At 63.7% G+C, this 20,987-nt stretch carries 25 protein-coding genes and 2 pseudogenes; 14 read left to right on the top strand and 13 right to left on the bottom strand.

Going from position 1 to position 20,987, the window contains the following annotated elements; all coding sequences use genetic code 11:
* The first annotated feature begins 466 nt into the window (after positions 1 to 466).
* Entirely contained in the window at positions 467 to 739 is a 273-nt protein-coding gene (locus tag ACZ5PO_RS10420) for a hypothetical protein (protein ID WP_464192997.1), read from the top strand.
* Between the two features lie 44 nt (positions 740 to 783).
* On the opposite strand, the gene ACZ5PO_RS10415 is transcribed toward ACZ5PO_RS10420, so the two are convergent.
* Both ACZ5PO_RS10415 and ACZ5PO_RS10410 read right to left on the bottom strand, forming a co-directional pair.
* Positions 784 to 1,695: a Hint domain-containing protein gene (locus ACZ5PO_RS10415; protein ID WP_464192995.1), complete on the bottom strand. Its 912-nt coding sequence runs from the start codon at positions 1,693 to 1,695 to the stop codon at positions 784 to 786.
* A gap of 144 nt (positions 1,696 to 1,839) precedes the next feature.
* On the bottom strand, positions 1,840 to 3,819 hold the full coding sequence (locus tag ACZ5PO_RS10410; protein ID WP_464192993.1) for an alkyl/aryl-sulfatase: 1,980 nt from the start codon (positions 3,817 to 3,819) through the stop codon (positions 1,840 to 1,842).
* 184 nt (positions 3,820 to 4,003) lie between these two features.
* On the opposite strand from ACZ5PO_RS10410, the gene ACZ5PO_RS10405 reads away from it, so the two are divergent.
* The gene (locus ACZ5PO_RS10405; protein WP_464192990.1) at positions 4,004 to 4,696 is read left to right on the top strand and encodes a Crp/Fnr family transcriptional regulator; all 693 of its coding nucleotides are present in this window, start codon (positions 4,004 to 4,006) and stop codon (positions 4,694 to 4,696) included.
* Between the two features lie 7 nt (positions 4,697 to 4,703).
* On the opposite strand, the gene ACZ5PO_RS10400 is transcribed toward ACZ5PO_RS10405, so the two are convergent.
* The 6 genes and pseudogenes from ACZ5PO_RS10400 to ACZ5PO_RS10375 form a co-directional block, all read right to left on the bottom strand.
* Positions 4,704 to 4,928: a hypothetical protein gene (locus ACZ5PO_RS10400; protein ID WP_464197264.1), complete on the bottom strand. Its 225-nt coding sequence runs from the start codon at positions 4,926 to 4,928 to the stop codon at positions 4,704 to 4,706.
* Positions 4,853 to 5,278, bottom strand: coding sequence for a helix-turn-helix domain-containing protein (locus ACZ5PO_RS10395; protein ID WP_464196792.1), 426 nt, complete (start codon positions 5,276 to 5,278; stop codon positions 4,853 to 4,855). The genes ACZ5PO_RS10400 and ACZ5PO_RS10395 overlap by 76 nt, the downstream gene beginning before the upstream one ends.
* A gap of 268 nt (positions 5,279 to 5,546) precedes the next feature.
* The gene (locus tag ACZ5PO_RS10390; protein WP_464197262.1) at positions 5,547 to 6,062 is read right to left on the bottom strand and encodes a hypothetical protein; all 516 of its coding nucleotides are present in this window, start codon (positions 6,060 to 6,062) and stop codon (positions 5,547 to 5,549) included.
* Between the two features lie 14 nt (positions 6,063 to 6,076).
* Positions 6,077 to 6,373 carry a hypothetical protein gene (locus tag ACZ5PO_RS10385; RefSeq protein WP_464197260.1) on the bottom strand — a complete coding sequence of 99 codons (297 nt, stop codon included), beginning with the start codon at positions 6,371 to 6,373 and terminating at the stop codon, positions 6,077 to 6,079.
* Positions 6,374 to 6,491: 118 nt separating this feature from the next.
* Positions 6,492 to 7,070, bottom strand: a pseudogene (locus ACZ5PO_RS10380) (DUF927 domain-containing protein); the annotation flags it as partial.
* Positions 6,970 to 7,326: a DUF927 domain-containing protein gene (locus ACZ5PO_RS10375; protein WP_464192987.1), complete on the bottom strand. Its 357-nt coding sequence runs from the start codon at positions 7,324 to 7,326 to the stop codon at positions 6,970 to 6,972. The gene ACZ5PO_RS10375 and the pseudogene ACZ5PO_RS10380, both read right to left, overlap by 101 nt.
* 129 nt (positions 7,327 to 7,455) lie before the next feature.
* On the opposite strand from ACZ5PO_RS10375, the gene ACZ5PO_RS10370 reads away from it, so the two are divergent.
* From ACZ5PO_RS10370 to ACZ5PO_RS10340, 7 genes are all read left to right on the top strand, one after another.
* Positions 7,456 to 7,674, top strand: a complete 219-nt coding sequence (locus ACZ5PO_RS10370; RefSeq protein WP_464192985.1) for a hypothetical protein — start codon at positions 7,456 to 7,458, stop codon at positions 7,672 to 7,674.
* 60 nt (positions 7,675 to 7,734) lie between these two features.
* Positions 7,735 to 8,013 (top strand): hypothetical protein, encoded by a 279-nt coding sequence (locus ACZ5PO_RS10365; protein WP_464192983.1) that lies wholly within the window; start codon positions 7,735 to 7,737, stop codon positions 8,011 to 8,013.
* Positions 8,014 to 8,696: 683 nt separating this feature from the next.
* Positions 8,697 to 8,945, top strand: a complete 249-nt coding sequence (locus ACZ5PO_RS10360) for a hypothetical protein (RefSeq protein WP_464192981.1) — start codon at positions 8,697 to 8,699, stop codon at positions 8,943 to 8,945.
* 167 nt (positions 8,946 to 9,112) lie between these two features.
* The gene (locus tag ACZ5PO_RS10355) at positions 9,113 to 9,337 is read left to right on the top strand and encodes a hypothetical protein (RefSeq protein WP_464192979.1); all 225 of its coding nucleotides are present in this window, start codon (positions 9,113 to 9,115) and stop codon (positions 9,335 to 9,337) included.
* 126 nt (positions 9,338 to 9,463) lie between these two features.
* Positions 9,464 to 9,718, top strand: a complete 255-nt coding sequence (locus ACZ5PO_RS10350) for a PepSY domain-containing protein (RefSeq protein ID WP_464192977.1) — start codon at positions 9,464 to 9,466, stop codon at positions 9,716 to 9,718.
* Between the two features lie 311 nt (positions 9,719 to 10,029).
* Entirely contained in the window at positions 10,030 to 11,517 is a 1,488-nt protein-coding gene (locus ACZ5PO_RS10345; protein ID WP_464192975.1) for an FAD-dependent monooxygenase, read from the top strand.
* Between the two features lie 175 nt (positions 11,518 to 11,692).
* Complete coding sequence (locus ACZ5PO_RS10340) at positions 11,693 to 11,893, top strand: DUF3606 domain-containing protein (protein ID WP_464192973.1); 201 nt, start codon at positions 11,693 to 11,695, stop codon at positions 11,891 to 11,893.
* Between the two features lie 21 nt (positions 11,894 to 11,914).
* On the opposite strand, the gene ACZ5PO_RS10335 is transcribed toward ACZ5PO_RS10340, so the two are convergent.
* From ACZ5PO_RS10335 to ACZ5PO_RS10325, 3 genes are all read right to left on the bottom strand, one after another.
* A complete protein-coding gene (locus ACZ5PO_RS10335) occupies positions 11,915 to 12,190 on the bottom strand; it encodes an ATP dependent DNA ligase (RefSeq protein ID WP_464196790.1) in 276 nt (91 codons plus the stop codon).
* A 269-nt stretch (positions 12,191 to 12,459) separates the two neighbouring features.
* Positions 12,460 to 12,777: an ATP-dependent DNA ligase gene (locus tag ACZ5PO_RS10330; RefSeq protein ID WP_464192971.1), complete on the bottom strand. Its 318-nt coding sequence runs from the start codon at positions 12,775 to 12,777 to the stop codon at positions 12,460 to 12,462.
* Positions 12,778 to 13,454: 677 nt separating this feature from the next.
* Positions 13,455 to 13,607 (bottom strand): hypothetical protein, encoded by a 153-nt coding sequence (locus ACZ5PO_RS10325; protein WP_464192969.1) that lies wholly within the window; start codon positions 13,605 to 13,607, stop codon positions 13,455 to 13,457.
* 975 nt (positions 13,608 to 14,582) lie between these two features.
* Between ACZ5PO_RS10325 and ACZ5PO_RS10320 the strand changes: the two genes are divergently transcribed.
* Positions 14,583 to 14,834: a hypothetical protein gene (locus ACZ5PO_RS10320; RefSeq protein ID WP_464192967.1), complete on the top strand. Its 252-nt coding sequence runs from the start codon at positions 14,583 to 14,585 to the stop codon at positions 14,832 to 14,834.
* A gap of 1,691 nt (positions 14,835 to 16,525) precedes the next feature.
* Here ACZ5PO_RS10320 and ACZ5PO_RS10315 read toward each other — a convergent pair.
* Positions 16,526 to 16,906: pseudogene (locus ACZ5PO_RS10315) on the bottom strand (transposase); the annotation flags it as partial.
* A gap of 126 nt (positions 16,907 to 17,032) precedes the next feature.
* Positions 17,033 to 17,473 carry a winged helix-turn-helix transcriptional regulator gene (locus ACZ5PO_RS10310; protein ID WP_464196788.1) on the bottom strand — a complete coding sequence of 147 codons (441 nt, stop codon included), beginning with the start codon at positions 17,471 to 17,473 and terminating at the stop codon, positions 17,033 to 17,035.
* A gap of 120 nt (positions 17,474 to 17,593) precedes the next feature.
* Between ACZ5PO_RS10310 and ACZ5PO_RS10305 the strand changes: the two genes are divergently transcribed.
* The 4 genes from ACZ5PO_RS10305 to ACZ5PO_RS10290 all read left to right on the top strand — a co-directional run bounded on the left by ACZ5PO_RS10305 (position 17,594) and on the right by ACZ5PO_RS10290 (position 20,869).
* Complete coding sequence (locus tag ACZ5PO_RS10305) at positions 17,594 to 17,959, top strand: hypothetical protein (protein WP_464192965.1); 366 nt, start codon at positions 17,594 to 17,596, stop codon at positions 17,957 to 17,959.
* An 11-nt stretch (positions 17,960 to 17,970) separates the two neighbouring features.
* Entirely contained in the window at positions 17,971 to 18,750 is a 780-nt protein-coding gene (locus ACZ5PO_RS10300) for an SDR family oxidoreductase (protein WP_464192963.1), read from the top strand.
* A gap of 46 nt (positions 18,751 to 18,796) precedes the next feature.
* On the top strand, positions 18,797 to 19,561 hold the full coding sequence (locus ACZ5PO_RS10295; protein WP_464192961.1) for an SDR family NAD(P)-dependent oxidoreductase: 765 nt from the start codon (positions 18,797 to 18,799) through the stop codon (positions 19,559 to 19,561).
* 1,008 nt (positions 19,562 to 20,569) lie between these two features.
* Complete coding sequence (locus ACZ5PO_RS10290) at positions 20,570 to 20,869, top strand: hypothetical protein (protein WP_464192959.1); 300 nt, start codon at positions 20,570 to 20,572, stop codon at positions 20,867 to 20,869.
* The last annotated feature ends 118 nt before the right edge of the window (positions 20,870 to 20,987 follow it).

Here is a 20,987-nt window from a genome sequence, read left to right as displayed (position 1 = left end):
GCGATCGAGTTCAGCAATGCTGAGATTGCGTTGGCCCACATGGTGCCGTGGGGAATGCAGAGAAGATCTGCCTCCTCCTCACCGACGTCCATATGCCAGGAGGCGCATTCTCGGGTCTCGCTCTGGCGCAGGTCGTAGCAAAGCGATGGCCCTGGATCTACGTCGCCGCCGCCTCGGGTTGGCTTGAAGCCGGAGAGACCCTGCCGGAACGCGTTCGCTTTTTCCCCAAACCGTGGCATCCCTTCGAGATTAAGCGCTTGGTTCAATGCGCGCTGACCCGTCGCTGAGCTTTATCGCGTGTCCCACGCGGCGGCGGCCGCTGCGGGCCGACACTTTACGGTATGGTGAACGCCCCCTGCATAGCGCCGACCACGAGCGCCGTGCTGTTTGCGATCAGCCCATCTTTTCAGCACCAATGCGCGGCATTGTAGGCTCCTGGGCGTCGACGACAAGGGGGACGCTTCCTATGCCGAGCGTCCAGCGGATGCTGGAGGAACTCGAGGCGGATATCACCGCCGGAGACGCCCAAATCGCGCGGCAGCGCGAGCTTATAGCCGAGCTCGACGTCCGCGGTCAGGGCTCCGCCTTTGCGGTCGAGATCCTGAAGGAGCTCGAGGCGATCCAGGCCAAGCAGATCGCGCTGCGCGATAAGCTCAGGCAGGAGGTGGCCAGCCGGGATCCGGCGCGCCCTCAACCCTTCCGCGCTGCCGAGAGCAGCCCCTCGAGCGAGCGGATGTAGCGCCGCCAAACGAGGCCGAATGAGTTCGGCGAGGCGATGGACTGTTAGGCTGCCGCGACATCCACGAAGCCCAACGCCTCCGCCCGGGCCGCCAGAAGCTGGCGCACCGCCTGTGGCAGCTGGCGCGCCGACTTGATGCGCGGCAGCTCGAACTCCACGATGTTGGCGGCCTCATCACCGAATAGCGCCTCGTATTCCGCGTAGTTGTCGAAGCGGCGGCGGGTGACGTTGTCGACGAAAGTTTCCGCCGGCGCGCCCTCCGCCAGCACCAGGGCATGGTCCTCGAGCTCGATGTGGTAGTAGGTGAATCGCGGCTCCGGTTGCTCGACGCGGGTGATCGTCGCGCCATTGACTAGGGCGCCAGCCTGCACCAGTACGCCCTCGACCAGCAAGGCATGGTCTGGCGAGACGTAAAGATCGCGGGCAGGAATGCCTTCGGCCAACGCGCCGGCGGCCACGCGGATGGGGTAGCTGCGCAACGGCTCGGCAAACAGCGACGCGACGGTCTGCCGGCCGATCCAGAGCACCAACCGGGCTTGCCCGTCGGCAGTCAGCACGGGGTCGCCGGCGGTGAGGTCTTCAACCCGACGCTCGCCCCCGGGAGTCCCGATCATCGTTCCCGCGCAGAAGCAGATCGGAACCGGGTCGGTCTGAACATTGAAGTTTTGATTGAGTGGAACCTCTTCGTTCGAGAAGAGGTAAAAGAGCCCGTCGGGTCCCTGGGCGACGTAACCGGGGATGCCGGGCTCATGGCCAACATAAGTATACTCGCCGTCGAGGCTCGGCTGCGACGTGAACGTCACAGAAACCGTCTCACCAGCTTGGAACTGGCCGTCGTCTGAACCCGGCTCCTCGGAGCCGCCGGCCTGACCGTTCGCGACCTGACCGTTTACGGTGTACTGGTTCGTCCCACCGGGAGTGAGAGTGTAGAGGTACGTACTGCTGAATGTAGCCATAACTGCCTCTCGTCATTTATCGATGAAGTGGATGAGACCCATTCGTTGAAAGCGAGTCCCGACGAGCAAATGACTTATACCTAACGATGTCGAGCCGGACGAATGACCGCTCGAACGCTGTATCGCCGTGAAGTCCTCTGACGTTCACGGCGTCACGATGTTGAACCAGAACTCGAAAGTGTCTAGGTTGGATACCACGTCCTGAAGCTTTGTCTGATTGCCTGACACTTTCACATCGCCAGAGGAAAGGGCATCCTGAAGCTTGACCTGCTGAAGGATGATGCTGTTCAGCGTATCGCGGGAGAGCACCACCGTCGCATCGGCGTTATCTGCTTTGCCCTTCGTGTGGTTCAGCACGCCATTCTCAAGCTCAAGGACGTAGGCCCCGTCCTTCCCAAGGTCGAAGTTGAGCCTTGCCTTTGCGTTGCGAGCCTTCTCCGCATTGAGACGGACGCCGAGATAGTCAAGGAACATTTCGACAGACATCGCCCGAACTGTGTCAGGGCTGGCGGTGTTCGGGGTGGGTAGCTTCGCGACGCCCTTCCGCAGTTCCTGAGCGCCGGTCAGGTAGAAGTTGCGCCACGGCCCGGATTCGGACTGATAACCAAGCTGCTCAAGCGCGTCCGCTTCCAGATCTTTGGCGGCCTGATTGCTCGGATCTGCGAACACGACATGGTGGACGACTTGCGCCACCCAGCGGTAGTCGCCCTTATCGTAGGAGGCTTTGGCTTTCTTGAGGACTTCCTCAGCGCCGCCCATAAACGCGACGTACTGCTTGCTCGCTTCAACCGGCGGCAGCTCGTGAAGGGTCGCTGGATTGCCATCGAACCAGCCAAGATAGAGGACGTAGGTGGCAGCGACGTCATGGTACACGGAACCGTAGTAGCCCCGGTTTGCCCACACATTGCCAAGGCTAGCAGGCAGCTTGAATGCCTCGGCAATCTCACGCATCGTCATGCCCTCGTTGAGCATCCTCAGCGTCTCGTCGTTGATATATCGGTAGAGGTCGCGCTGGCTCCTCATCAGGGCTACGACCTTGTCGTTGCCCCACGTCGGCCAATGGTGCTGCGCGAAGATGACCTCGACCTTGTCACCCCACATATCCAGGGCCTGATTGATGTACTTCGACCAAGGCAGCGGCTCGCGGATTTTCGCGCCGCGCAGCGAGTAGGTGTTGTGCAGTGTATGGGTTACGTCTTCAGCGGACTCCATCGCCTTCTTTTCCTCGATGAACCACATCATCTCGGAAGGCGCCTCTGAGCCGGGGGCCATCAGAAACTCGTAAGTCAGGCCGTCGATGACCTTCTTCTCACCGGTCTTCGTTATGATGTCGGTGGGCGCGATCAGCGTTACCGTACCGGCGGACGTCGTCGTGCCGAGGCCTGCACCCACCTGCCCCTTGGCGTCGGGCGGCAGAAGGTTGCCATACATGTAGCTTGCGCGGCGACTCATCGCGTTGCCGGCCATGACGTTCTCGGCCACAGCGGCCTCCAGAAAGCCGTCCGGCGCATAGATCTTGGTCTTGCCGGCGGCCACATCGGCCTCGCTGACGACCCCCTTCACGCCGCCATAGTGGTCGACATGGCTATGCGTATAGATCACCGCCTTTACCGGCTTCTGACCACGGTTCTTATAGTAGAGGTCCATGCCCACCTTGGCCGTCTCGGCGGACACGAGCGGGTCGACAACCGTCACCCCCTCCGCGCCTTCGATGATGGTCATGTTCGACAGGTCGGCATTGCGGATTTGGTAAATGCCGGGAACGACCTCAAACAGGCCGCTCATAGTGATCAATTGGGCCTGCCGCCAAAGGCTGGGGTTGACCGTGTCGGGTGCCGCAGCGTCTGGCTTGATGAACCCGTATTGGTCCGGGTTCCAGACCATGTTACCCGCAGCGCCCTTGATGGCGTCCGCGGGTAGGGGGGCGATCAGGCCACGCTTCGCGTTGTCGAAGTCGGATTTGTCCGAGAAGGGTAGTGTGTTGAGCAGCCTTTGGTTGGCCGCTCTCGTAACTGCAGTTGCGTCCTTTCGGACGTCCTGACCCTGCGCGCAGACCGGTTGGTGGCTGCCGTCAACCACGAGCGCAAGAAGGGAAAGACCAGCAAGGAGGTGCTGTCGGCGCATGGATGTCCCCTTAAGACGTCTTCCTCAATAGGTCTGTTATTGCCCCCCTACTCGTCACCGTGACGGTCGAGCGGCACGCGATATGACTCCGCGCAATCCCACAACGCAGGTAGGCGTTTTTGAGTTGCATCCGTCACTGTGTCGCGCGATGCGTATCGCGTCTGGCGAAGAGACTTTGCTGCAAATGGACCAATCCAGGGAGAAAGCCGCAATCAGCCTTGACCCACTGGATCGGGTTGGTTGGCTGGCCGAGCAACCACCCGATTTTCGGAAATGGGTTGCTGAGAATGGCCGCTGGCGGCAGGTCGCAGCCGGCGAGGTCATCTATCTTGCGGGCGACGAACCCAACGGCATCTTTGGTCTCGCCTCAGGCGCGTTTGAAATCACCTTTCCATTGATCGGCGGTGAGGTTGTCACGGTACACCGCGCCGAACCGGGGTTTTGGATCGGCGAGGCCGCGCTGATGGCCGGGGCGACACGGCTCGTCAGCCTCTCCGGAGCACTTGAGAGCCGCGTCCTCCACATCCCGATAGGACCGTTGAAGAGGCTTCTCCAGCATGATCCTGCCAACTGGCGCATCCTGTACGAACAAAGCTTTGCGAATCTCGCTGTTGCTCTCACTCTGCTGGCAGAGGCGCTTTCTCTGAGCCCGCGTGCCCGTCTCGCGAAGCTGCTTCTGCGCCTAGCCGATGCCGACGGCCGTGTGCTGGCCAGCCAGGATGATTTCGGGCGGCTGATCGGAATGACACGATCGAGTGTTCGTCGCGCTCTCGCAAGCCTTATCGAAGCCGACATTATTCGAACGGGCTACCGCACCCTAGAGATTGTCGATGCCGAGAGACTTACGGCTCTGACCCGAGAGGATGAAAGTGGCTAGGCAAGTTCTAAGCTCTCTTTGCATCTGGGGTTTCACCACCGCCGCCCGCGGCATGTGTCAACATCCACTCCTCTTCCGACATCGGCTCGCAGGCGCTATGGGCGTGGGCAAGCAGCTCCTCTTCCGTCTCGCCCTCGCGGGGCGGCCGGTCGAGCATCAAATAGCGCGCGGCGCGTTCCGTCTGCCGGCTCTGCTCGATCCGCCGAAGCCGGCGCTCAATCCCGCTATGCATCGCCCTGTCCTATGGAGGCTCGTAGCGCACAATCGGCGCCGGCGCTCCAGATTCCTGATCCGGCTCGACCTGGCATGCCGCAGGATGCGGCTGACCGTGGCGGGCGAGACCCTGGTCTGCTTGGCGATCTGCTGGCCCGTCCAGCGCTGACGACGCAGGGCGACAATCCAGTCAGCGATCTCAACGGGTGTTGGCTGACGCACCGCCTTGGGCCTCAAGGAGCGATCGACCAAGCCCGCCGCCCCTTGGGATCGAAACCGCTCGACCCACTTCCTGACCGTCTTGGCGTCGATGCCGAAGGCCGTAGCGCGTTCCGTTAGACGGCGGGCCAGTCGTTGAAGCCGGGGCACGGCGCCTGGGTCAGGCAACAACCTGGCCAGACCGGTGCGCCACTCATTGGCTCCTCCGAACAAGCCTCCTCCCTTTCTCTCTGCAAAAGCCGGGTGTGACAGGTGTTGCAGGTGTGACACATTGCAATTATTAGTCTTTTTGCCTCGTTCCGCCCGAAGCAGCCGACGGCCTACGGCGGCCCGATGGCGTCACACCCGTCACACGTACCTGTTACACCCCAGACAGCGTCGAGCACGAGTTCGCGCAGGTCGTAGGCCACAGCGTCGGTCATTCGTCGCCCCCTTCCAGCACGCTCGCCTTGATCACGTACACCCGCCGCGTGCCCAGCGGGGTCCGTTCTGAGCGCGAGAACTTGCCGGCCTTGTCCGGCACAAGGTGCCCAAGCTCGGCAAGGATGCTGGCGATCATCACGGGATCGATGCCGCTGCTCACCTTCGCCTTCCACGCCTCCGGCAGGATCCACCATTCGAGCGTGGCGCCAGAGTTCTTGCGAAAGCCGACGCGGTTGATCACCGGCCGGTCGCTCGAGCTGTCCCGTGGGTATCCACGGTCGGTCACATCGATGCCGGCGTTCAGATCGGCGAACCGCGCATCACCGTGGGCTTCGATGAACCGTCGGACTTTGCGCACCGCCTCCATGCGTTCGGCCCCCTCCAAGCCGCCGCGGCTCTCAATCCAGCTTTCGAACAGCTCGGTCGCCGCGCCAAGGGCAGCGCCACGTTGCCAAGGGACGATATTCCACGACCGCGCCAGCTCGCCGGCTACGCCGACCAGGGCAAACATCTGCGCCGCCCGCTTCACCTGGCCGTCGCCCCGGCCGTCGAGCGCATTCCTGACGAAGACGTCGACCAGGCCCGCCCCGCCGCCTGCTGCCAGCCCTCGGCGAGGATGCTGCGCACGAACTCCGGCCCGCCGGCGCAGTAGGTGGAGATGGCCACCCGCTTGAGGGGGTTGGCCAGATCCTTCGCGTCCCCGGTGTCGCCAGCATGGTCGAAGACGCCGAAGCCCTGGCCGGCGTCCTGCGCCACGTCGACCACCCGCACCGCCTGGCCGGCCATCGCCCGCCGGCCGCCCTCGGTAATCTTCGTCGCCATGGTCATCTCGCCGGTGTAGAGGACCGGGCAGCGCCACGTTGCCGACTCTCGCGCCGAACCGTAGCGCGCCGAGCGGCTCTTCCCGCGACCGTTGGCCAGCATGTAAGGCGACCTGTTCCGCGATTCGGGTGTCCAGCTGGCCGATTTCGTCGATGACCAAGAGCGTGTGCCTGTGGGCGGCGGCTACGCCTTCAAGGCCGTTGTCGGTGGCTCGGGCCGTCTGCACGAACCCGCCAATGGCGGAGCCCTTGCCCCACACGCTCGCCGCTGCCTCCGCACATGTGCTTTTGCACTTGCTGACCTCGCCGTAGAGGTTGAAGCCGCAGCCCTCCAGGCCAGCGATACTGAGCAGGGGGCCGACGAAGGCGAGCGACACGGCGAAGGTGGGCCAGATGTGCCCGTCGACCAGCGCCCCGACGCTGCTGCTCCAATCCTCCAGCTTGCCGGCGCTTGCGTAGTCGGACGCGGTCTGGCTTTTGCTCGCAAGTCGGACCTCCTCATTGCCGGCGGTGCCGATGGTCTGATCCGGCAACACGAACAACTGAGCGTCGCCCACTGCGTGCCAGCCGGTGTGTGGCACCAGGCGCACCCGATGGTCACTCCGCGGCCGGTTCAGGTACTCGGTTCCTGCGAGCACTGGCCGCCGTCGAGATGGCCAAGCCGTTGGAGGCCATGTCGGCCGCCAGAGCACCGACATCACCTTGCAGGACCTCATCCGTCACGACGTAGGAGTGCGGGAGGCCGTCGTCGTCGCTCCACTCCAGCAGGCGCCCCCAGCCCGTGCCGTCTGCCCCGCGCGCCCGCCGGATGAAGTCGAAGGGGCCACAGATCCACTCGGCTTCTGGTCCTCCCCCCTCTGGCGCCGGAGGCCACGGTGGTCCATCCCGAAGCGGCCGAACGAGAGCCCGTCGAGATTCACAAGTACGTGCTGCCGCTTTTGTCGAGTCATGCACTACGGACGACGCGCTTCAATCCTCCGCCGAATCGTTCTGCCGCGGCCAGCCGTGTCGCAGCGCCGCCCTTGTGCTCAGCTGAAATAAGAACATTATAAGAACGAGGATTGACCTGGGAGCCGCTGCCCTATGAGCCCCGATGCTCCGAGTTGGCCGCTGCACATCGTCGAGTACCCTGAGAGCTTCAAGGTGCAGGACAGCGCCGGGTTCACGGTCGCCTACTTCCATTTCGAGCCAGCGCCTCAGCGTGGCCACAGCACGTTGCAGCGCTTCAGCAAGGACGTCGCCCGGCGCTTCGCACAGCTGCTTGTAGACGCCTGCGAGCGCGCACCGGCAAACGCCACATGAGCAGAGTCAACCACGCCCGCTTCTGGCCCGACGAGGAAGTTTCTGGCACTCGCCGAGCAGATGGCTCGGGCGACAGTAGATGATGGCGTCGTTAAGCTCAGCCCTAAGACGGCGTGGCTAGTCGCGCAGGCTCTACGCGAGAAAACCACCCGCATCACCCGGGACGACATCGCCGACATCCTGTCCATTAGGCATGGTCTGTACAATGATGCCGCCCTCGGCACCGCGAACCTGATTCATGTCCTCATGACCGAGGCACAAACGCTGCGCGACCATTCGCCGACCCTCGCTGAATGGCTGGAGCGGTTTCGGGCCGAACGGAGGGCCACAAAGCGATGACCCGACGGATCGCCTCCGCCAGGGCCCTTGCGCGTCGAAGATGAGATCCTTGCGCCGCGTGTATGGGTTTTGTCGAGCAACCCCACGTGGTGGCGACGACCCGAAGACGCAAAAGGCTGGCGGGCCCTGGCGGAGGCATCGCCGACTTCAGAGGTTCGTCCGGATGGAAGAGGGGGACCGCCGAACCCGGAGACAAATGCGTCAACCGCGAAAGGGTTCCCAGACAGCAGAAGGCCGGCGCCGTCCGAAGACAGCGCCGGCCGGCTCGGCGCCACCGGCACCCCTGCGCGCCGATCGCGCCTGCCAGATCGGAAATGTCGCGTCGTGCAAACAGTTCCAGGGCGTTAAGTCGACGAACTCGCAACTCCGCAGTAGTGGCGAAAGGCCGGCGCCTTCCCCTGCGCCGGCCTCTCGGGCTCACACGCGCAGGCGTCGAGCTTCGGGCGACACCCCGGCAGGAGCGCCAAGGACTAAAGCGCGATACGATTGATCGGTGCAACCTGAAGGACGAGAACTCCGATCACGAAAATGCGAAAGGCCGACGCAGGAGGCTGCGCCGGCCTTTCTTGCCCGCCCCGCCGGATGGAACAGGGGGCGAGCCACGCGGCAGTGAAGCTCAGCGCAGCCCCGCAGGCAAGCGGCATCCAAGGAGCGACCGCTCCCTGGCAACCACGGAGCTGTTGATGCGATTGAATCTGGAGCTGCCCGCGGATCTGGCCACGGCACTGGAGCGGCTCAGGCTGTTGGAGGCGCCGCCGATGGAGGCGGAAGAGATCCGCGACCTCAGAGAGGTCAGCCGAACCGAGCTCCACGACTTCAGGATTAGGCGAACGAGGCTGAAGCGTGAACTGCGCGTACATCCGCTCGCTCGAGGGTCAACCGCTGGCGGCGAGGAGATCCCGAACCTGCGCTACTCGACGCATTTCGGTTGAGCCGCCAGCCTATCCCGGAGCCCCATAAGCCTCGCACGGATGGCCTCATACTCCTGTAGGATTTCAGAAGCAAAGGCAGGACTCTCATCGCGCAGGAAAATAGAGTGTGACGGATCGGCTCGCCTCGGTCGCTAGCGGCGAGCGCCGAATGCTCTATATTCGTTCTCATGAAGAAGCCACGCGGCGCCCTGCCGACCCTGGACACCACGTTGTCGGACCACCGCTTCAACAATTACGCGGAATACGAGGCGGCGTTCGGGAGGCGCCCGGCGCATATCCCCGAATTCGCCCTGCCTCGGGTGAAGTCGGCACGCCAGTTGCCGGGGGCGGTGCGCGAGCGGCTGGCGGCGCGGGCCGAGGCTCTGGACTTCGGGAGCTCCGCGGCGGCCTAGCAGCAACGCTTCTGCCGGCGGAGCTGGGGCCCTGCTCCGCCGCGCGCTGGGCCTCTTCATTTCTGGCGTCCACGGAACCGACCGCAGCGCGCGGCGGGTCCGATCGGTCAAGTCGGGAGGGTCCTCATGAGACTCCTGTGCGCAGCATTCATCCTAGCCGCGCTGGGCGGCTCGGCCAGGGCCGACATCCCTGGCGCAGATTGGATGTCATTTGAACAGCTGAGGCAGAAGCTCGCTGCCTCGGGCTATACCGAGATCTATGAACTGGAGGCAGACGATGGCCATTGGGAGGGCGAAGGCCTGAAGGGAAGTCAACGCCTTGAGTTTCATGCCGATGCGCGGACCGGCGCGATTCTCTCGGAGAAGCCGGACCGCGATTAGGCCGCCGCCAGCCCCACGCTTGCCAACCCGGACCCGCCGGGTTTCAATAACTCGGCTCGCGCAGCCCCCACGCTCTGCGCTCGAGCCGCAAGGGCCGGTGCGGGAGCGCCGGCCTTTCGATTCTCAGAACAGCGCGGCCGGCTACACGTTGCCGCCTTGCCCCGGGCTCACGCCGGCGGGGCTGACGACGAAGAAACTCAGGTGGTTGGCCATGCTCTCCCCCGAGCACCGTCGCGCCCGTGCAGACCTGTTGCCATTGACGATATCCTCCCCGCCCTGATTGGATGGGCGCGGTCAAAGGAGCAAACGCAATGCCCAATGATGCCCGGGTCTTGATAGCGGGGGCTGGACCTGTCGGCCTCACGATGGCCATCGAGCTCACGCGGTACGGCGTGCCGACGCGAATCATCGACAAGGCGGACTCTCGCACGGACAAATCGAAGGCTCTCGTCATCTGGAGCCGAAGTCTCGAGCTGCTCGCCGGCGCCGGTCTCGTCGAGCGATTTCTGAGTGTCGGCGCGAAGTGCCACGGCGCCTATTTCTCGACTGGTGCCGAGACCATCGCCCGTGTCAGTCTGAACAGCATTCAGAGCCCTTATCCCTTCGCATTGATGATCCCCCAGAGCGAAACCGAGCGCATCCTGGAAGCCCACCTGCGTGAGCTCGGCGTCGAGGTCGACCGGCAAGTGGAGTTGTCGGACTTCCAGGAACATGGCGGCTGTGTATTCGGCACACTCCAGGACGCTGCCGGAGCCACGACGACCATGGATATAGAATGGCTGATCGGCTGCGATGGAGCCCACTCCACCGTCCGACACGGCCTGGGAATGAGCTTCGAAGGATCGACCCAGCCGAGCGATTGGGCCTTGGCAGATGTCAATCTCACAGGTCTGAAGGACCCAGACGAGATCGGCATCTTCTGGCACGCCGACGGCATCCTCGTCTTCTTCCCGATTGCCGAGGGCCGCTATCGCGTCATCTCCGACCTTGGCGCGGCCGCGACAGCTGATGGGCACCGGCCCGATCCGACGCTCGACGATGTTCAGGCGCTGGTAGATCGAAGGGGGCCGGGTGGCATCAGGCTCAGCAATCCCATCTGGCTGACGGCGTTCCGCATCAACGAACGCAAGGTTCGTGACTATAGCCGGGGTCGCATCTTCCTGGCCGGCGATGCCGCGCATATCCACAGCCCTGCCGGCGGGCAGGGCATGAATACCGGCATGCAGGATGCCTTCAACTTGTCTTGGAAGCTGGCGATGGTGGCGCGAGCCGACTGCCGCCTTTCGCTCCTCGATAGCTATTCGCAGGAGCGGAGCGCGGTCGGCGACATCGTCCTCCGCAACGCCTCGCTAATGACGGATGCGGCTGTCGTTCATAATCCGCTCGCTCAAGCCGTCCGCAACAAGATTGCGCACGTCGCCCTGAACTTTCCGCGGGTTCAGCATCGCGTCGCTCAGACCCTGGCAGAGATTGAGCTGGCTTATTCCAAGAGCCCCCTCACTGTGGCGGCCCGCGGGACGGCGAGCCTCCGCGGTGCCCCGTTGGCCGGCGAGCGCTGGCCGCTTCCCAAACCCGAACCGGGTCCTGATGCCGACGGGCAGGCGGGCTTTACGCTCCTTGGCGATCCGGCATCGACAGCGCCATTGGCCGAACAGTTTCCCAAGTTGATCGTCGGCACTGGGATAGGGCCGCTCGATGATGTGCTCTGGCTCGTGCGTCCCGATGGATATGTCGGGCTCACGGCTCGCGCTGATGATCAGGGCGCCGTTTGGGCCTACCTTTCAAATCTTGCGCCGTGACTTGGCTCTCCGCGCCCTGGGAAGAGGCAAGCCAGCTACAGCGTTCGCTGCCGGACGGGTCATCTCAGATCGTGGCGGACGACCGGCCGCCCGGTCCCCAGCTGCGTGAGGGACAGGGACCTCCGATGGCCTTCGGCCGTTGTGGTAGCAGCAACTGCCAATGGAGGGCCAGCAGATGACTGACGACAAGACCAAAGTGGGAGCAGCCGACCGCCAGCAGGTTTCAGCTGACGAGGTCGATGAGTTCGCTCGAAAGTTCGGCCTTACGCGGGAACTGGTGCTTGAACTGATCGACAAATATGGCAACGACCGGGATAAGCTTCAGGCAGCCGCTCGCGAGTTCAAGCGCAACACGTCGGGTGACGTCGCGCCGTAACCCTTGGGGGCGCTGCGCAGATCACATGTCGGTGGGCTCACGTAGCCCCTTGAAACTGGCGTGCCTCAGCTCGCCGTCGCGCGTTCTGCTGCGGTATTCCACCTCGGCGCACAGCTCCGGCCGCACCCACACGACCGTCTTGGAGCGCAGCGCGGGGACGGGTGGCTTGGGCGTGCGGATCGCGTCGAGCTTCTGCGCCAGGGCCATGGCTACCTCGCGCGTGAGGCCGGCTCCTACGCCGCCCACGGACACGAGCTTGCCGTCATCGCCCACTTCGGCGACGCGCAACCCCCCGATGCCGTGTCCAGAGGACGCCGGCTCGTAGCCGATAATGACGAAGGTGTCGGACGAGACTCACTTCGTCTTGACCCAATCGCTGGTCCTGCCCGACCTGTAGGCGCGGCACAGCGCCTGCTGACGATGCCTTCCAGCTGGTGCTCGCACGCGGCCTCGAGGATGCGCTTGGCGTCGCCCTCGATATTCTCGCTGATGTGTACATGGCGCAGCGTCGCCGGAACGACGTTGAACAGAGCATCGCGCGGTCGGCCCGTTTCCAGCCCCGCAGATCAAGCCCGTCGAGGTGCAGCAGGTCGAAGGCCATGAAGATGGCGTCGGCCGCGGCCGAAGGCCGATTGTAGTGCCCCGAAGCTGGGAATTCTGCGCTCGTCCAGCACCACGGCCTCGCCGTCAATCACAGCGTCGTGGACCGGCAGCCGCACCCGCTCGACAGCGATCGAAGGAAAGCGGGCCGTCCAGTCGTGACCGTTGCGCGTCCAGATCGTCACCGCGCCGTCGGCCACCTGGCAGCACAGCCGGTAGCCGTCGAGCTTCATCTCGTGCGACCATCCCGGGCCGGTCGAGATCTTGACGGCCAGCTTGGCCAATGCGGGCTCTATCCAGCCTGGAGGCGGCTGCTCGATCGGCTCGGGCTGGTCAGTCCTGCGGAGCCGCGGTGCAACCGCTCGGCTCCTGGCGGTGGCGGCGGGCGTGCTCTGCTGCTGCGGTCGTCGACGTTGTGGTGGGCGGCCCATGTCAAATCATAGGCACAACAGGCTAAGCAATAATACTTGCTGGCGGGTTTTCTATTCCTGAGCACCCCGGTGACCTGTCCTGGGCGCGCGCTCTTTGTCCGCGCCGGCTTCAGCAGCTTGAATGACAAGTTCCTGCTTAGGTGTATTTGCTTCTGGCGGAAGACGGCCTGTCTCCGCCAGCTTCTCTCGGAAGATGCTATGCTCTTTGCGGGTCCATCGTGGCGGCCAGAGTCAAGATGATCAGCAGTGCAGGATGCCTCTCGATCTCATCCGTGTGGGTGGGAACGCGGCCGGTGGGCTTAGGTCGGCAAGCCTCGATTTCCTGCGGTCTGTGAGATGTTCTGCCAGCTCTATCGCGGTGCTTACGGCCCCGAGGCAGATTTCTATTACCGGATTGTGAACTTCTTCTGTAGTATTAACCTTTGGATAGTCCGGGAAATATGCGTAAAGTTAGTGCTCGATTGCTGCGCGCATGGCTAGCTGCGATTCGAGCGACCCTTCTCTGCAATGCCCAGTCGATGGAGCAGCAGCTAGATGGGCGAGAGCACCTGCGCCATCTCGGTGAACATCTGCGGAACGTACCGTCCGAGCGTAGCCTCGGCCTTGTCGCGCTCCAACGGCGCTTCTACGCGGCGTTCCACCTCTTCGCCCAGAAAACGGCCGCGGACCTCTGCTGCCGCCATGAGCTGTGCCTTGATTGGCGATTATAGAGGCGACGCTGGCCCTTGCAGCCCGCCCGCCGGATGGAATGCGACAGGCGAGCCCGGGGCATTGGAGCGCCGCGAGGCCTTGGTTGGCAAGAGGGCATCCGACCGCCAAATGCGCCCGTCTACACCGGCGGCAGGCAAGCCGCCCCGCTTATCCATCCATATCAGTGTGAAGCATCGCTGCTGCTGACGAGGCGGCAGTGCCCTCTGCGGCTGGTGCGTGTCCGCGTCGGCCCGGACTTCACATCGGTCATTTCCATCACGGCACATGGAGACAGTGGTGCCATCGGCAACGATCCCCCTCGCGTCGTCGATGAACGGACCGCGCAGCGCAGGCGCCGCATCGGAGCGGCGAATTGGATGGAGAGCGTTGAAATCACGCTATCGACGTCGATGGTCGGGGCGTTGGAACAGGGAGGGCCCTAGATGTGCTCCTGAATCATGGCCGAACGAGAAACGCGCTTTGCGGCTGATGGGGCTCGGCAGGGCCGACGGAACAGGGGGTAAGAGAGAGCGGCGACAGCCAAGACGAAAGGCCGCCCCCTCTACTCCGGCCTTTCGGGCGCATTCGCACGCATCGAGCTTCGAGCGACGCCAGCGGTGGAAGCGCCGAACCCTAAGACTCGATCCGAACGATCTGCGCAACCCGAGGACAGGAACGCCAATCACAAAAATCAGAAAACCCGGCGGAGAAGCGATCGCTCGCCGTTCGGGCGCTCCCGCCGAACTTAGGTCGCGCAAAGAACCGCGCCCGCAAGTGCGACGGGGCAAGTTAAGTGATATAAGACGCGCGGAAGGGCCGACGCTGTAAAGTGCCCTCGCGTGAGCATGCCTAGACGACGAACATCAACGTTCGATGAATGGAGCGCCCAGACGAGAGGCCGCGACCCAAGGACCGCCGATCTTCGGATTGATAAGGCGCTGGCGGGCGGCATGCGTTAGGTTGGGGAAATGAGCCGTGCCGTCATCCTTTATCAGTTCGTCGGACCCCGCCAGATTATCGCGGTGACGCGCGATGCCGCCGGTCGCAATCTACCGGCAGAACACGGCCCTTGGAATTTCATGACGAAACTCGTCGCCGACCGAGATCCTTCGCGGTTGGCAGGCAAGAACGCGCTGTTGGCCGCAGTCGATCTGCGCGGCTATTTTCTCTGGCCTGATCCGCCCCAAGAGGCCCGGCCGAATGGGCATCAGCTCCGATGAGGACCGCTAGAGAGACACTCTAAGATCCCCCAAGGCTGCGAGCGGGGCTCGGCTGGCTACAACGGAAGCTCGCGGTCCTTGGGAGAAGCCCCGCTGTTCGGGCGCCACGTTCTTCCGGCCCTTGCTGCCGGCTGAAGCGGCGAGTTCCTTGGTCCGAGAGAGTGTTCTGGCGTCGTCCGGAACGGCTTTGCCTCGCTTCTCCGCAATCTCCCGACGTCGCTCAGGCAACTGGGCCGCGGAACCGCGGGGCCTCTTTGGCGTGACGCTGCTGCCTGCACTCGCCTTGACCGGGGAGCGAGAGCGCGTGGCGTGGCTGCCCAGGCTTGATGCACAGATTACACACAGTGGTGGTAGCGCTAGGCGGTTAGCCGTTGAAAGGCGGCCCGCGCTCGGTCGCCAACTTGCATGAGGGAGCACCAATGCGAGCCCTGTTGATTGCCGGCGTAGTCGCTTTCGGAACGTGCATTCTAGCGCCAACCGCGAGCTCCGCACTACCTGCCCATCCAAATGCGATAGCCACCGCGGCCGACGATCTTTCGCACGTCGGGCCTGCGCGGGTGTTCTGCTACAACCGCTACACAGGGCGTTTTATTAAGTGGGGCAGTTGCCGTCCGAGGCGGGTCTACTATCGGTCAGTGCCCCGGGTGTATTGCTATAGCCGCTACACGGGACGTTTTCTCCACTGGGGCAGCTGCCGACGCTGACCCCTTCGACCGTGACGGGGCCGGGTACGGTCGACCTTATCCAAGACGCAAAAAAGTCGGGTTGTTGGGGCTCCGACAGCCCGCTGTTCCGGGGGGCAAGGTGATAGTCGGAGCCGTGACCCGGCTTCAGTTCGAGCGACGTATCCTCGAACTGCTCGAACAATCCCAGCATCTTAGCCTGATCATTGGAGCCGCTCCCAGAGGTGCGACTCGTGCCACGCGAGCAATTGCAGCATCTGCACAAGGCGATGAGGCGCGTGGCCGAGAGCGACGAGATCTGCACGCTGCTGACAATGGCGCCGGGTGTCGGACCGATGGTTGCCTGAGCTTTCGGGCCGCCGTCGACGAACCGGCGCGCTTCGGCCGTTCGCTTCCGTCTCGGCCCACCTCGGGCTGACGCCCTCGCACTGTCAATCCGGCGAGATCGACCGGGATCGAGCCATTTCGAAGTCGGCAATGTCGGGATCCGTTCGAACCTGGTCGGGTCCGGATCGTGCTGCGGATATCGAAGCGGAGCCCACCGTTGAAGGCATGGGAGCTTCTCGTCGCCCGCCAGCACGGCATGGCAAAAGCGATCGAGGCGGTAGCGCGTGGCCTAGCGATCATCCTGAATCGGATCTGAATCGACAGACGCTACCGCTGCTGGGAGGCGAAGACCACCCGAACCACGAGGATTTCCGCGTCGCGGCGCGGATAGAGATCCCGTCCAGTGACGAGCGGGCAGGCGGAGCTGAACGTCGGTTCAGGCTAACAATTCGACAACAGGATTGAGACGCCTATCGATCCGACCCGATCATGAAGCGGTCATCGTGCCGGCTTCGCAGAGAAGCCAGGCTCCTGGCGAGGTCTCCTCACGGCGCATCGTGGCGCACAGGCTTGTCCAACGGTCGGCAACGGGCTCTACAACTCCGCGATGGGAGCCGTTGCTTGACTTCTAACCGCCCGAAAAGCCCCCCGCCAGCTGGGCCAGTCTAGAGCATGCTTCATTTAGATGGAAGCGTATCCAGCATTTTTGAGATAGTTGGCGCATTCGTCTGGTGAGAGAAGGTTGAGCAGGTCGCCGAGCTTGCGTCATGTGGCCTCGACTGTTCTGGGCTGAGCCTGCCGCATGAGATGTTTGAGCTTGGCGAAGAGCTGCTCGATGGGATTGAGATCGGGGCTGTAGGGCGGCAGGAAGAGCATGTGAGCACCGGTCCGGCGGATGGCGCGACGGGCCGCCTGGCTCTTGTGGCTGCTGAGATTGTCGAGGATGACGACGTCGCCCTTGGCCAGTGTCGGCGCCAGGATCTTCTCGGCATAGAGCGCAAAGAGTGCGCCGTTGATCGGGCCGTCGATGACGAGCGGCGCATCGACGCGATCGCACCTGATCCTTTCGCTGGCGGCGCTCGTGCTGGCGTTTGCGGCCGGGATCGCCAGCAGGGCGCGGGTCCCGCGGCCGCTCTCTTGTCCGATGCACGATTCGTGCCCCTCGACCTGACACGCGGCGTGTAGGCACTATACGAACGCCGATTCGATATCCCCGGGGCCAAGCTCGCGACCGTCACTCGCCAGAACACGCATCCGGTCGAGCGGCTGTCCATTCCTGGCGTCGACGGGACGCGAACAAAGCTCGGAGGGGTGGAACAGGTGCTCGGTTCCCCACTGGCCGAGCGCGATAATGACTGGGAAGAGCTTCCGGCCCTTTTCGGTCGGCACATATTCCCGGTAGGCGCTGCCGTCTGAGGCGGGCAGGGTCTCCAGAATTCCATGACCGACCAGCGCCTTCAGCCTTGCCGAGAGAATGTTCCTCGCCAGGCCCAGGCTTCGCTCGAAATCTCCGAAGCGGCGTATGCCGTTCAGCGCATCGCGCACGATCAAGAGCGACCACCAGTCGCCGATGACATCGAGCGACCGCGCGACCGGACAGTTGGCATCGTCGAGACTCTTTCTTCGCATCCCTTCGGTCCACTTCAATGAGGCCGTCCACGCGCAGGCGGGCCCGAGCATAAACCAGTTGCGTCATTAAATCAGTTCGCCTAATGTAGTTTCATCATTAAACTTACCTGAGATCAGAGGATGCCTAGCGACCAGCTTCTCGAGATGGCAGATTTCTATGCAGACCTCGCCAGCCGCTGGCCGGCGGACGACGTCGCGATGCAACGTGGCCTCGCCGAGCGGCGGCACATGCTCACTACCGAGCCGGAACGCGTGACCTATGCCGAGGCGGATGCGGGCGGAGTTCCCGCGCTCCGGGCCATCCCGATCGACGCCTCGCCCGATCATGTGCTGCTGCACAGCCATTCCGGCGGCTCGGTCGCGAGCGTCGGCCATTCGGCGCCTCGGCTTGGACATCGGCAACCTCGACAATCTGGTGGACGTCGCGCGCCGCAGGAACGATCTGCCGCCGCGCGACAATCCCGGCCCGTCGACTGCCGCAGTTAAGGAGCCTAACCATGGCCGCTGAACCGCCGACACACAACTGGTTCGCTTACGGCCGGATCGCACTCGTGACCGGCGGTGCGCGTGGGCTGGGTGTCGAGATCTGCCGCGAGTTGGTGGCGCTCAATGCCCATGTGATCGTCGGAGCGCGCGACGTCTCGCGGGCGGAGCACGCTGCGGCCGCTCTGCGCAAGCAGGGGCGCCAGGCGTCATCGCTCAAGCTCGACGTCACCAGCGAAGAGGACCGGCGCGCCGCTTACGAGACCATCGATCGCGACTTCGGCAGGCTCGACATCCTGATCAACAATGCCGGTATCCTCCTCGACAGCCCGGATGCCGGCGTGCCGGCCATCCGCCAGCCGAGCGTCGCTCTGCCAGGCGAGGTGCGCGAGACGTTCGAGGTCAATTTCTTCGCGCCGCTGTTCCTGACGCAGACACTGCTGCCACTGCTGCGGCGGTCGGCCGCGCCCCGCATCGTCAACGTCTCGAGTATTCGGGGATCGCTGGCCCATCTCTCCGATCCGTCCTCGCCGGTCTATCCGGGCCGCATGCTCGGCTACGACACCTCCAAGGCCGCACTGAACGCGGCGACCATCCTCTTGGCCGAGGAGTTGCGCGGCACATCCATCAAGATCAACACGATCCACCCCGGCTGGCTCCGGACGGCAATGGGCGGGGAGCGGGCGAAGATGACCATCGCGGACGGCGCGCGTACCGCGATCAAATACGCAACGCTCGGCGAGGACGGGCCGACTGGCGGCTTCTTCTTTCTCGACGAGCGCCTGCCCTGGTGACGCGTCACACCATCCCGAACCTTCAAATCGATCAACGGAGTTCACAATGACCAAGACACTTTCGGGCAAGGTCGCGCTCGTCACCGGCGGTTCGCGCGGCCTTGGCACCGCAATCGCCACAGCGTTTGCCCATCAGGGGGCCGATGTCGCCATCAGCTATGTCTCCTCTAAGGAAAAGGCGAACGCCGTCGTCGAAACCCTGAAGGCGAAAGGTGCGCGCGCCGTCGCCATCCAGGCTGACCAAGGTGATCCCGCTGCCTCCGAACCGCTGGTCCGGACCGTGGTGGAAACCTTCGGCAAGCTCGACATCCTGGTGAACAACGCCGCCATCGCGATCCAGGGCAAGACCATTGACGATCCCGAGATCGACAACGCCGCGATGGACCGGCAGTGGATGATCAACACCATGGGGGTCATCGCCAACATCCGCGCCGCTGCGAGGGTTCTACCCGAGGGCGGGCGGATCATCTCGGTCGGGTCCGGTCTCGGCACGCGGGTCGGCCTGCCCGGCGTCACCGACTACGCCGCCAGCAAGGCCGCTATCGTCGGCTATACGCGCGGCGCGGCGCGTGACCTGGGCCCACGCAATATTACCGTGAACGTCGTCCAGGCCGGCGTCATGGATACCGACATGGCGGCCGCGGCGCTCGGCTCAGTCGCCGCTCTGCCGCCAACCTTCAAGGCGTCGCATGCGATCCCGCGCATCGCCCAACTCAGCGAGGTCGCAGCCACGATCATCTTCCTAGCGGGAGCCGACGCAGGCTTCATCACCGGGTCGGTAATCGACGTGAATGGCGGATACACGGCATGACCATGTGGATCCTGGTGGTCGGCGACGGCGCCCGGTCGCTCGGGACGAACGTAGCAATGGATGCCGGCCCAACCTCGTCGGCGGATTTGGCGACCTTTTCGCCGTGCAGGATGGCGAAGGCGCAGACGAGCTTTCCCGCACCAGGGACAGGCCTGCGGAGCCATGTCGGCCCGACGTCAGCGGCTCGCGTCGGCCGTTAGGCGAGAGTCGTATCGGAACACGATCGCACCCGACGGCTGCGCCACCACGTACATACCGTCACAATCACCGACCTTGTACATTTTATTCCTAGGTCTCAGCGCCTTAAATCCAGATACCGTCGCCATCTCCCCCCGCCACGATCGGTAAAGCAGATGAAACCCTAAAATATACTTTTATGCTAGAAATAGCGCTCCTAAAAGTCGATTTATCGCTCAATTTCAACAAGCTGATGCTAAGAAAAATACCATCAAAGGCCCCATTTCCCCCCTGACGGTATCTTCACGCGGTTAATGGATCAAGCCCGCGCACACCGTCAGAGCGGACGCATGCCCTGCGATAGCCCCGCGAATGATGCGGATGATTTATATCGCCATTTCAGTGCGCCGGGTCGTACTTTGGCGCGGTTACCGATACCCGGCGGAGGGGCAAAATTCATTCCCGCGCCATCAGCAGCTGTCCGGTCGTCCCGGACGGCGGACTGCTGACGGAAGAGGAGACAGACGCTCACGAGGGCGGGCTCCGTGCCGCCGGAGTCATCGCCCAGCCAAGCGGTATGCGCGTCTGTCGCATCATCATCAGACGGAGCCGCGACTATGACCGCCATGTTGCTGGCTTGCGCCGGATCCAAGCCCGCGGAAGGCCTGACGCCGGCGTGCAGCAGATGACCAACGATGAGCTCCAGGCCGCCGTCCGGCGCTGCATGGCTCGAAGTGGCTACGGCCCTGACTATGTCGACGCCGTCACCAGCCTTGGCAGCGAAGGAGAGGGACGCCGACACCTACTTGGAATGCGCGCATAGGATGGGCAATGCTGGCCGGTCTTGAACGCCGGCGGCGCAAAGCTGAGGACCAGCGCAGCGGCCGGTACATGGACCCGGCCCGCATGACGCGCGAACAAATCCACATCGAGATGGATCAGATCATGGCGCAGATTGGCGCGGGGCGATGGCCTGTCCCTCTGCCGTGCAAGCTGGCGGCCGAGACGACGGGCGCCGACCGCGGGGGTGAGTGTCGGCTCCGGCGGATCGAACAGGATCGGCAGGCCGACCGAGCCGTGCGCTATATGGTGCTCGATCGGCAGCCCCGCGACGGTGAGACCATGGAATAGCTGATCGCCTACGCCGCGCAGCACCACGACCGCTGTCGGAAAAGGGAATGGCTGTTGATGCGCGACACAAACGATACGGGCCGGTCGCCGAGCGCTTGAGCCGGGAACGGGCGCCGGA

The organism is Chelatococcus sp. KU-N122 (assembly GCF_055391085.1).
This window is presented reverse-complemented; position numbering and strand designations above follow the sequence as displayed.

Excerpts from the sequence above, each read along its gene's own strand:
- ACZ5PO_RS10420 (WP_464192997.1), top strand. The coding sequence starts at position 467 with ATGCCGAGCGTCCAGCGGATGCTGGAGGAACTCGAGGCGGATATCACC.
- ACZ5PO_RS10415 (WP_464192995.1), bottom strand. The coding sequence starts at position 1,695 with ATGGCTACATTCAGCAGTACGTACCTCTACACTCTCACTCCCGGTGGG.
- ACZ5PO_RS10410 (WP_464192993.1), bottom strand. The coding sequence starts at position 3,819 with ATGCGCCGACAGCACCTCCTTGCTGGTCTTTCCCTTCTTGCGCTCGTG.
- ACZ5PO_RS10405 (WP_464192990.1), top strand. The coding sequence starts at position 4,004 with ATGGACCAATCCAGGGAGAAAGCCGCAATCAGCCTTGACCCACTGGAT.
- ACZ5PO_RS10400 (WP_464197264.1), bottom strand. The coding sequence starts at position 4,928 with ATGCATAGCGGGATTGAGCGCCGGCTTCGGCGGATCGAGCAGAGCCGG.
- ACZ5PO_RS10390 (WP_464197262.1), bottom strand. The coding sequence starts at position 6,062 with ATGTTTGCCCTGGTCGGCGTAGCCGGCGAGCTGGCGCGGTCGTGGAAT.
- ACZ5PO_RS10385 (WP_464197260.1), bottom strand. The coding sequence starts at position 6,373 with ATGGCGACGAAGATTACCGAGGGCGGCCGGCGGGCGATGGCCGGCCAG.
- ACZ5PO_RS10370 (WP_464192985.1), top strand. The coding sequence starts at position 7,456 with ATGAGCCCCGATGCTCCGAGTTGGCCGCTGCACATCGTCGAGTACCCT.
- ACZ5PO_RS10365 (WP_464192983.1), top strand. The coding sequence starts at position 7,735 with ATGGCTCGGGCGACAGTAGATGATGGCGTCGTTAAGCTCAGCCCTAAG.
- ACZ5PO_RS10360 (WP_464192981.1), top strand. The coding sequence starts at position 8,697 with ATGCGATTGAATCTGGAGCTGCCCGCGGATCTGGCCACGGCACTGGAG.
- ACZ5PO_RS10355 (WP_464192979.1), top strand. The coding sequence starts at position 9,113 with ATGAAGAAGCCACGCGGCGCCCTGCCGACCCTGGACACCACGTTGTCG.
- ACZ5PO_RS10350 (WP_464192977.1), top strand. The coding sequence starts at position 9,464 with ATGAGACTCCTGTGCGCAGCATTCATCCTAGCCGCGCTGGGCGGCTCG.
- ACZ5PO_RS10345 (WP_464192975.1), top strand. The coding sequence starts at position 10,030 with ATGCCCAATGATGCCCGGGTCTTGATAGCGGGGGCTGGACCTGTCGGC.
- ACZ5PO_RS10340 (WP_464192973.1), top strand. The coding sequence starts at position 11,693 with ATGACTGACGACAAGACCAAAGTGGGAGCAGCCGACCGCCAGCAGGTT.
- ACZ5PO_RS10325 (WP_464192969.1), bottom strand. The coding sequence starts at position 13,607 with ATGGCGGCAGCAGAGGTCCGCGGCCGTTTTCTGGGCGAAGAGGTGGAA.
- ACZ5PO_RS10320 (WP_464192967.1), top strand. The coding sequence starts at position 14,583 with ATGAGCCGTGCCGTCATCCTTTATCAGTTCGTCGGACCCCGCCAGATT.
- ACZ5PO_RS10310 (WP_464196788.1), bottom strand. The coding sequence starts at position 17,473 with ATGCGAAGAAAGAGTCTCGACGATGCCAACTGTCCGGTCGCGCGGTCG.
- ACZ5PO_RS10305 (WP_464192965.1), top strand. The coding sequence starts at position 17,594 with ATGCCTAGCGACCAGCTTCTCGAGATGGCAGATTTCTATGCAGACCTC.
- ACZ5PO_RS10300 (WP_464192963.1), top strand. The coding sequence starts at position 17,971 with ATGGCCGCTGAACCGCCGACACACAACTGGTTCGCTTACGGCCGGATC.
- ACZ5PO_RS10295 (WP_464192961.1), top strand. The coding sequence starts at position 18,797 with ATGACCAAGACACTTTCGGGCAAGGTCGCGCTCGTCACCGGCGGTTCG.
- ACZ5PO_RS10290 (WP_464192959.1), top strand. The coding sequence starts at position 20,570 with ATGCTGGCCGGTCTTGAACGCCGGCGGCGCAAAGCTGAGGACCAGCGC.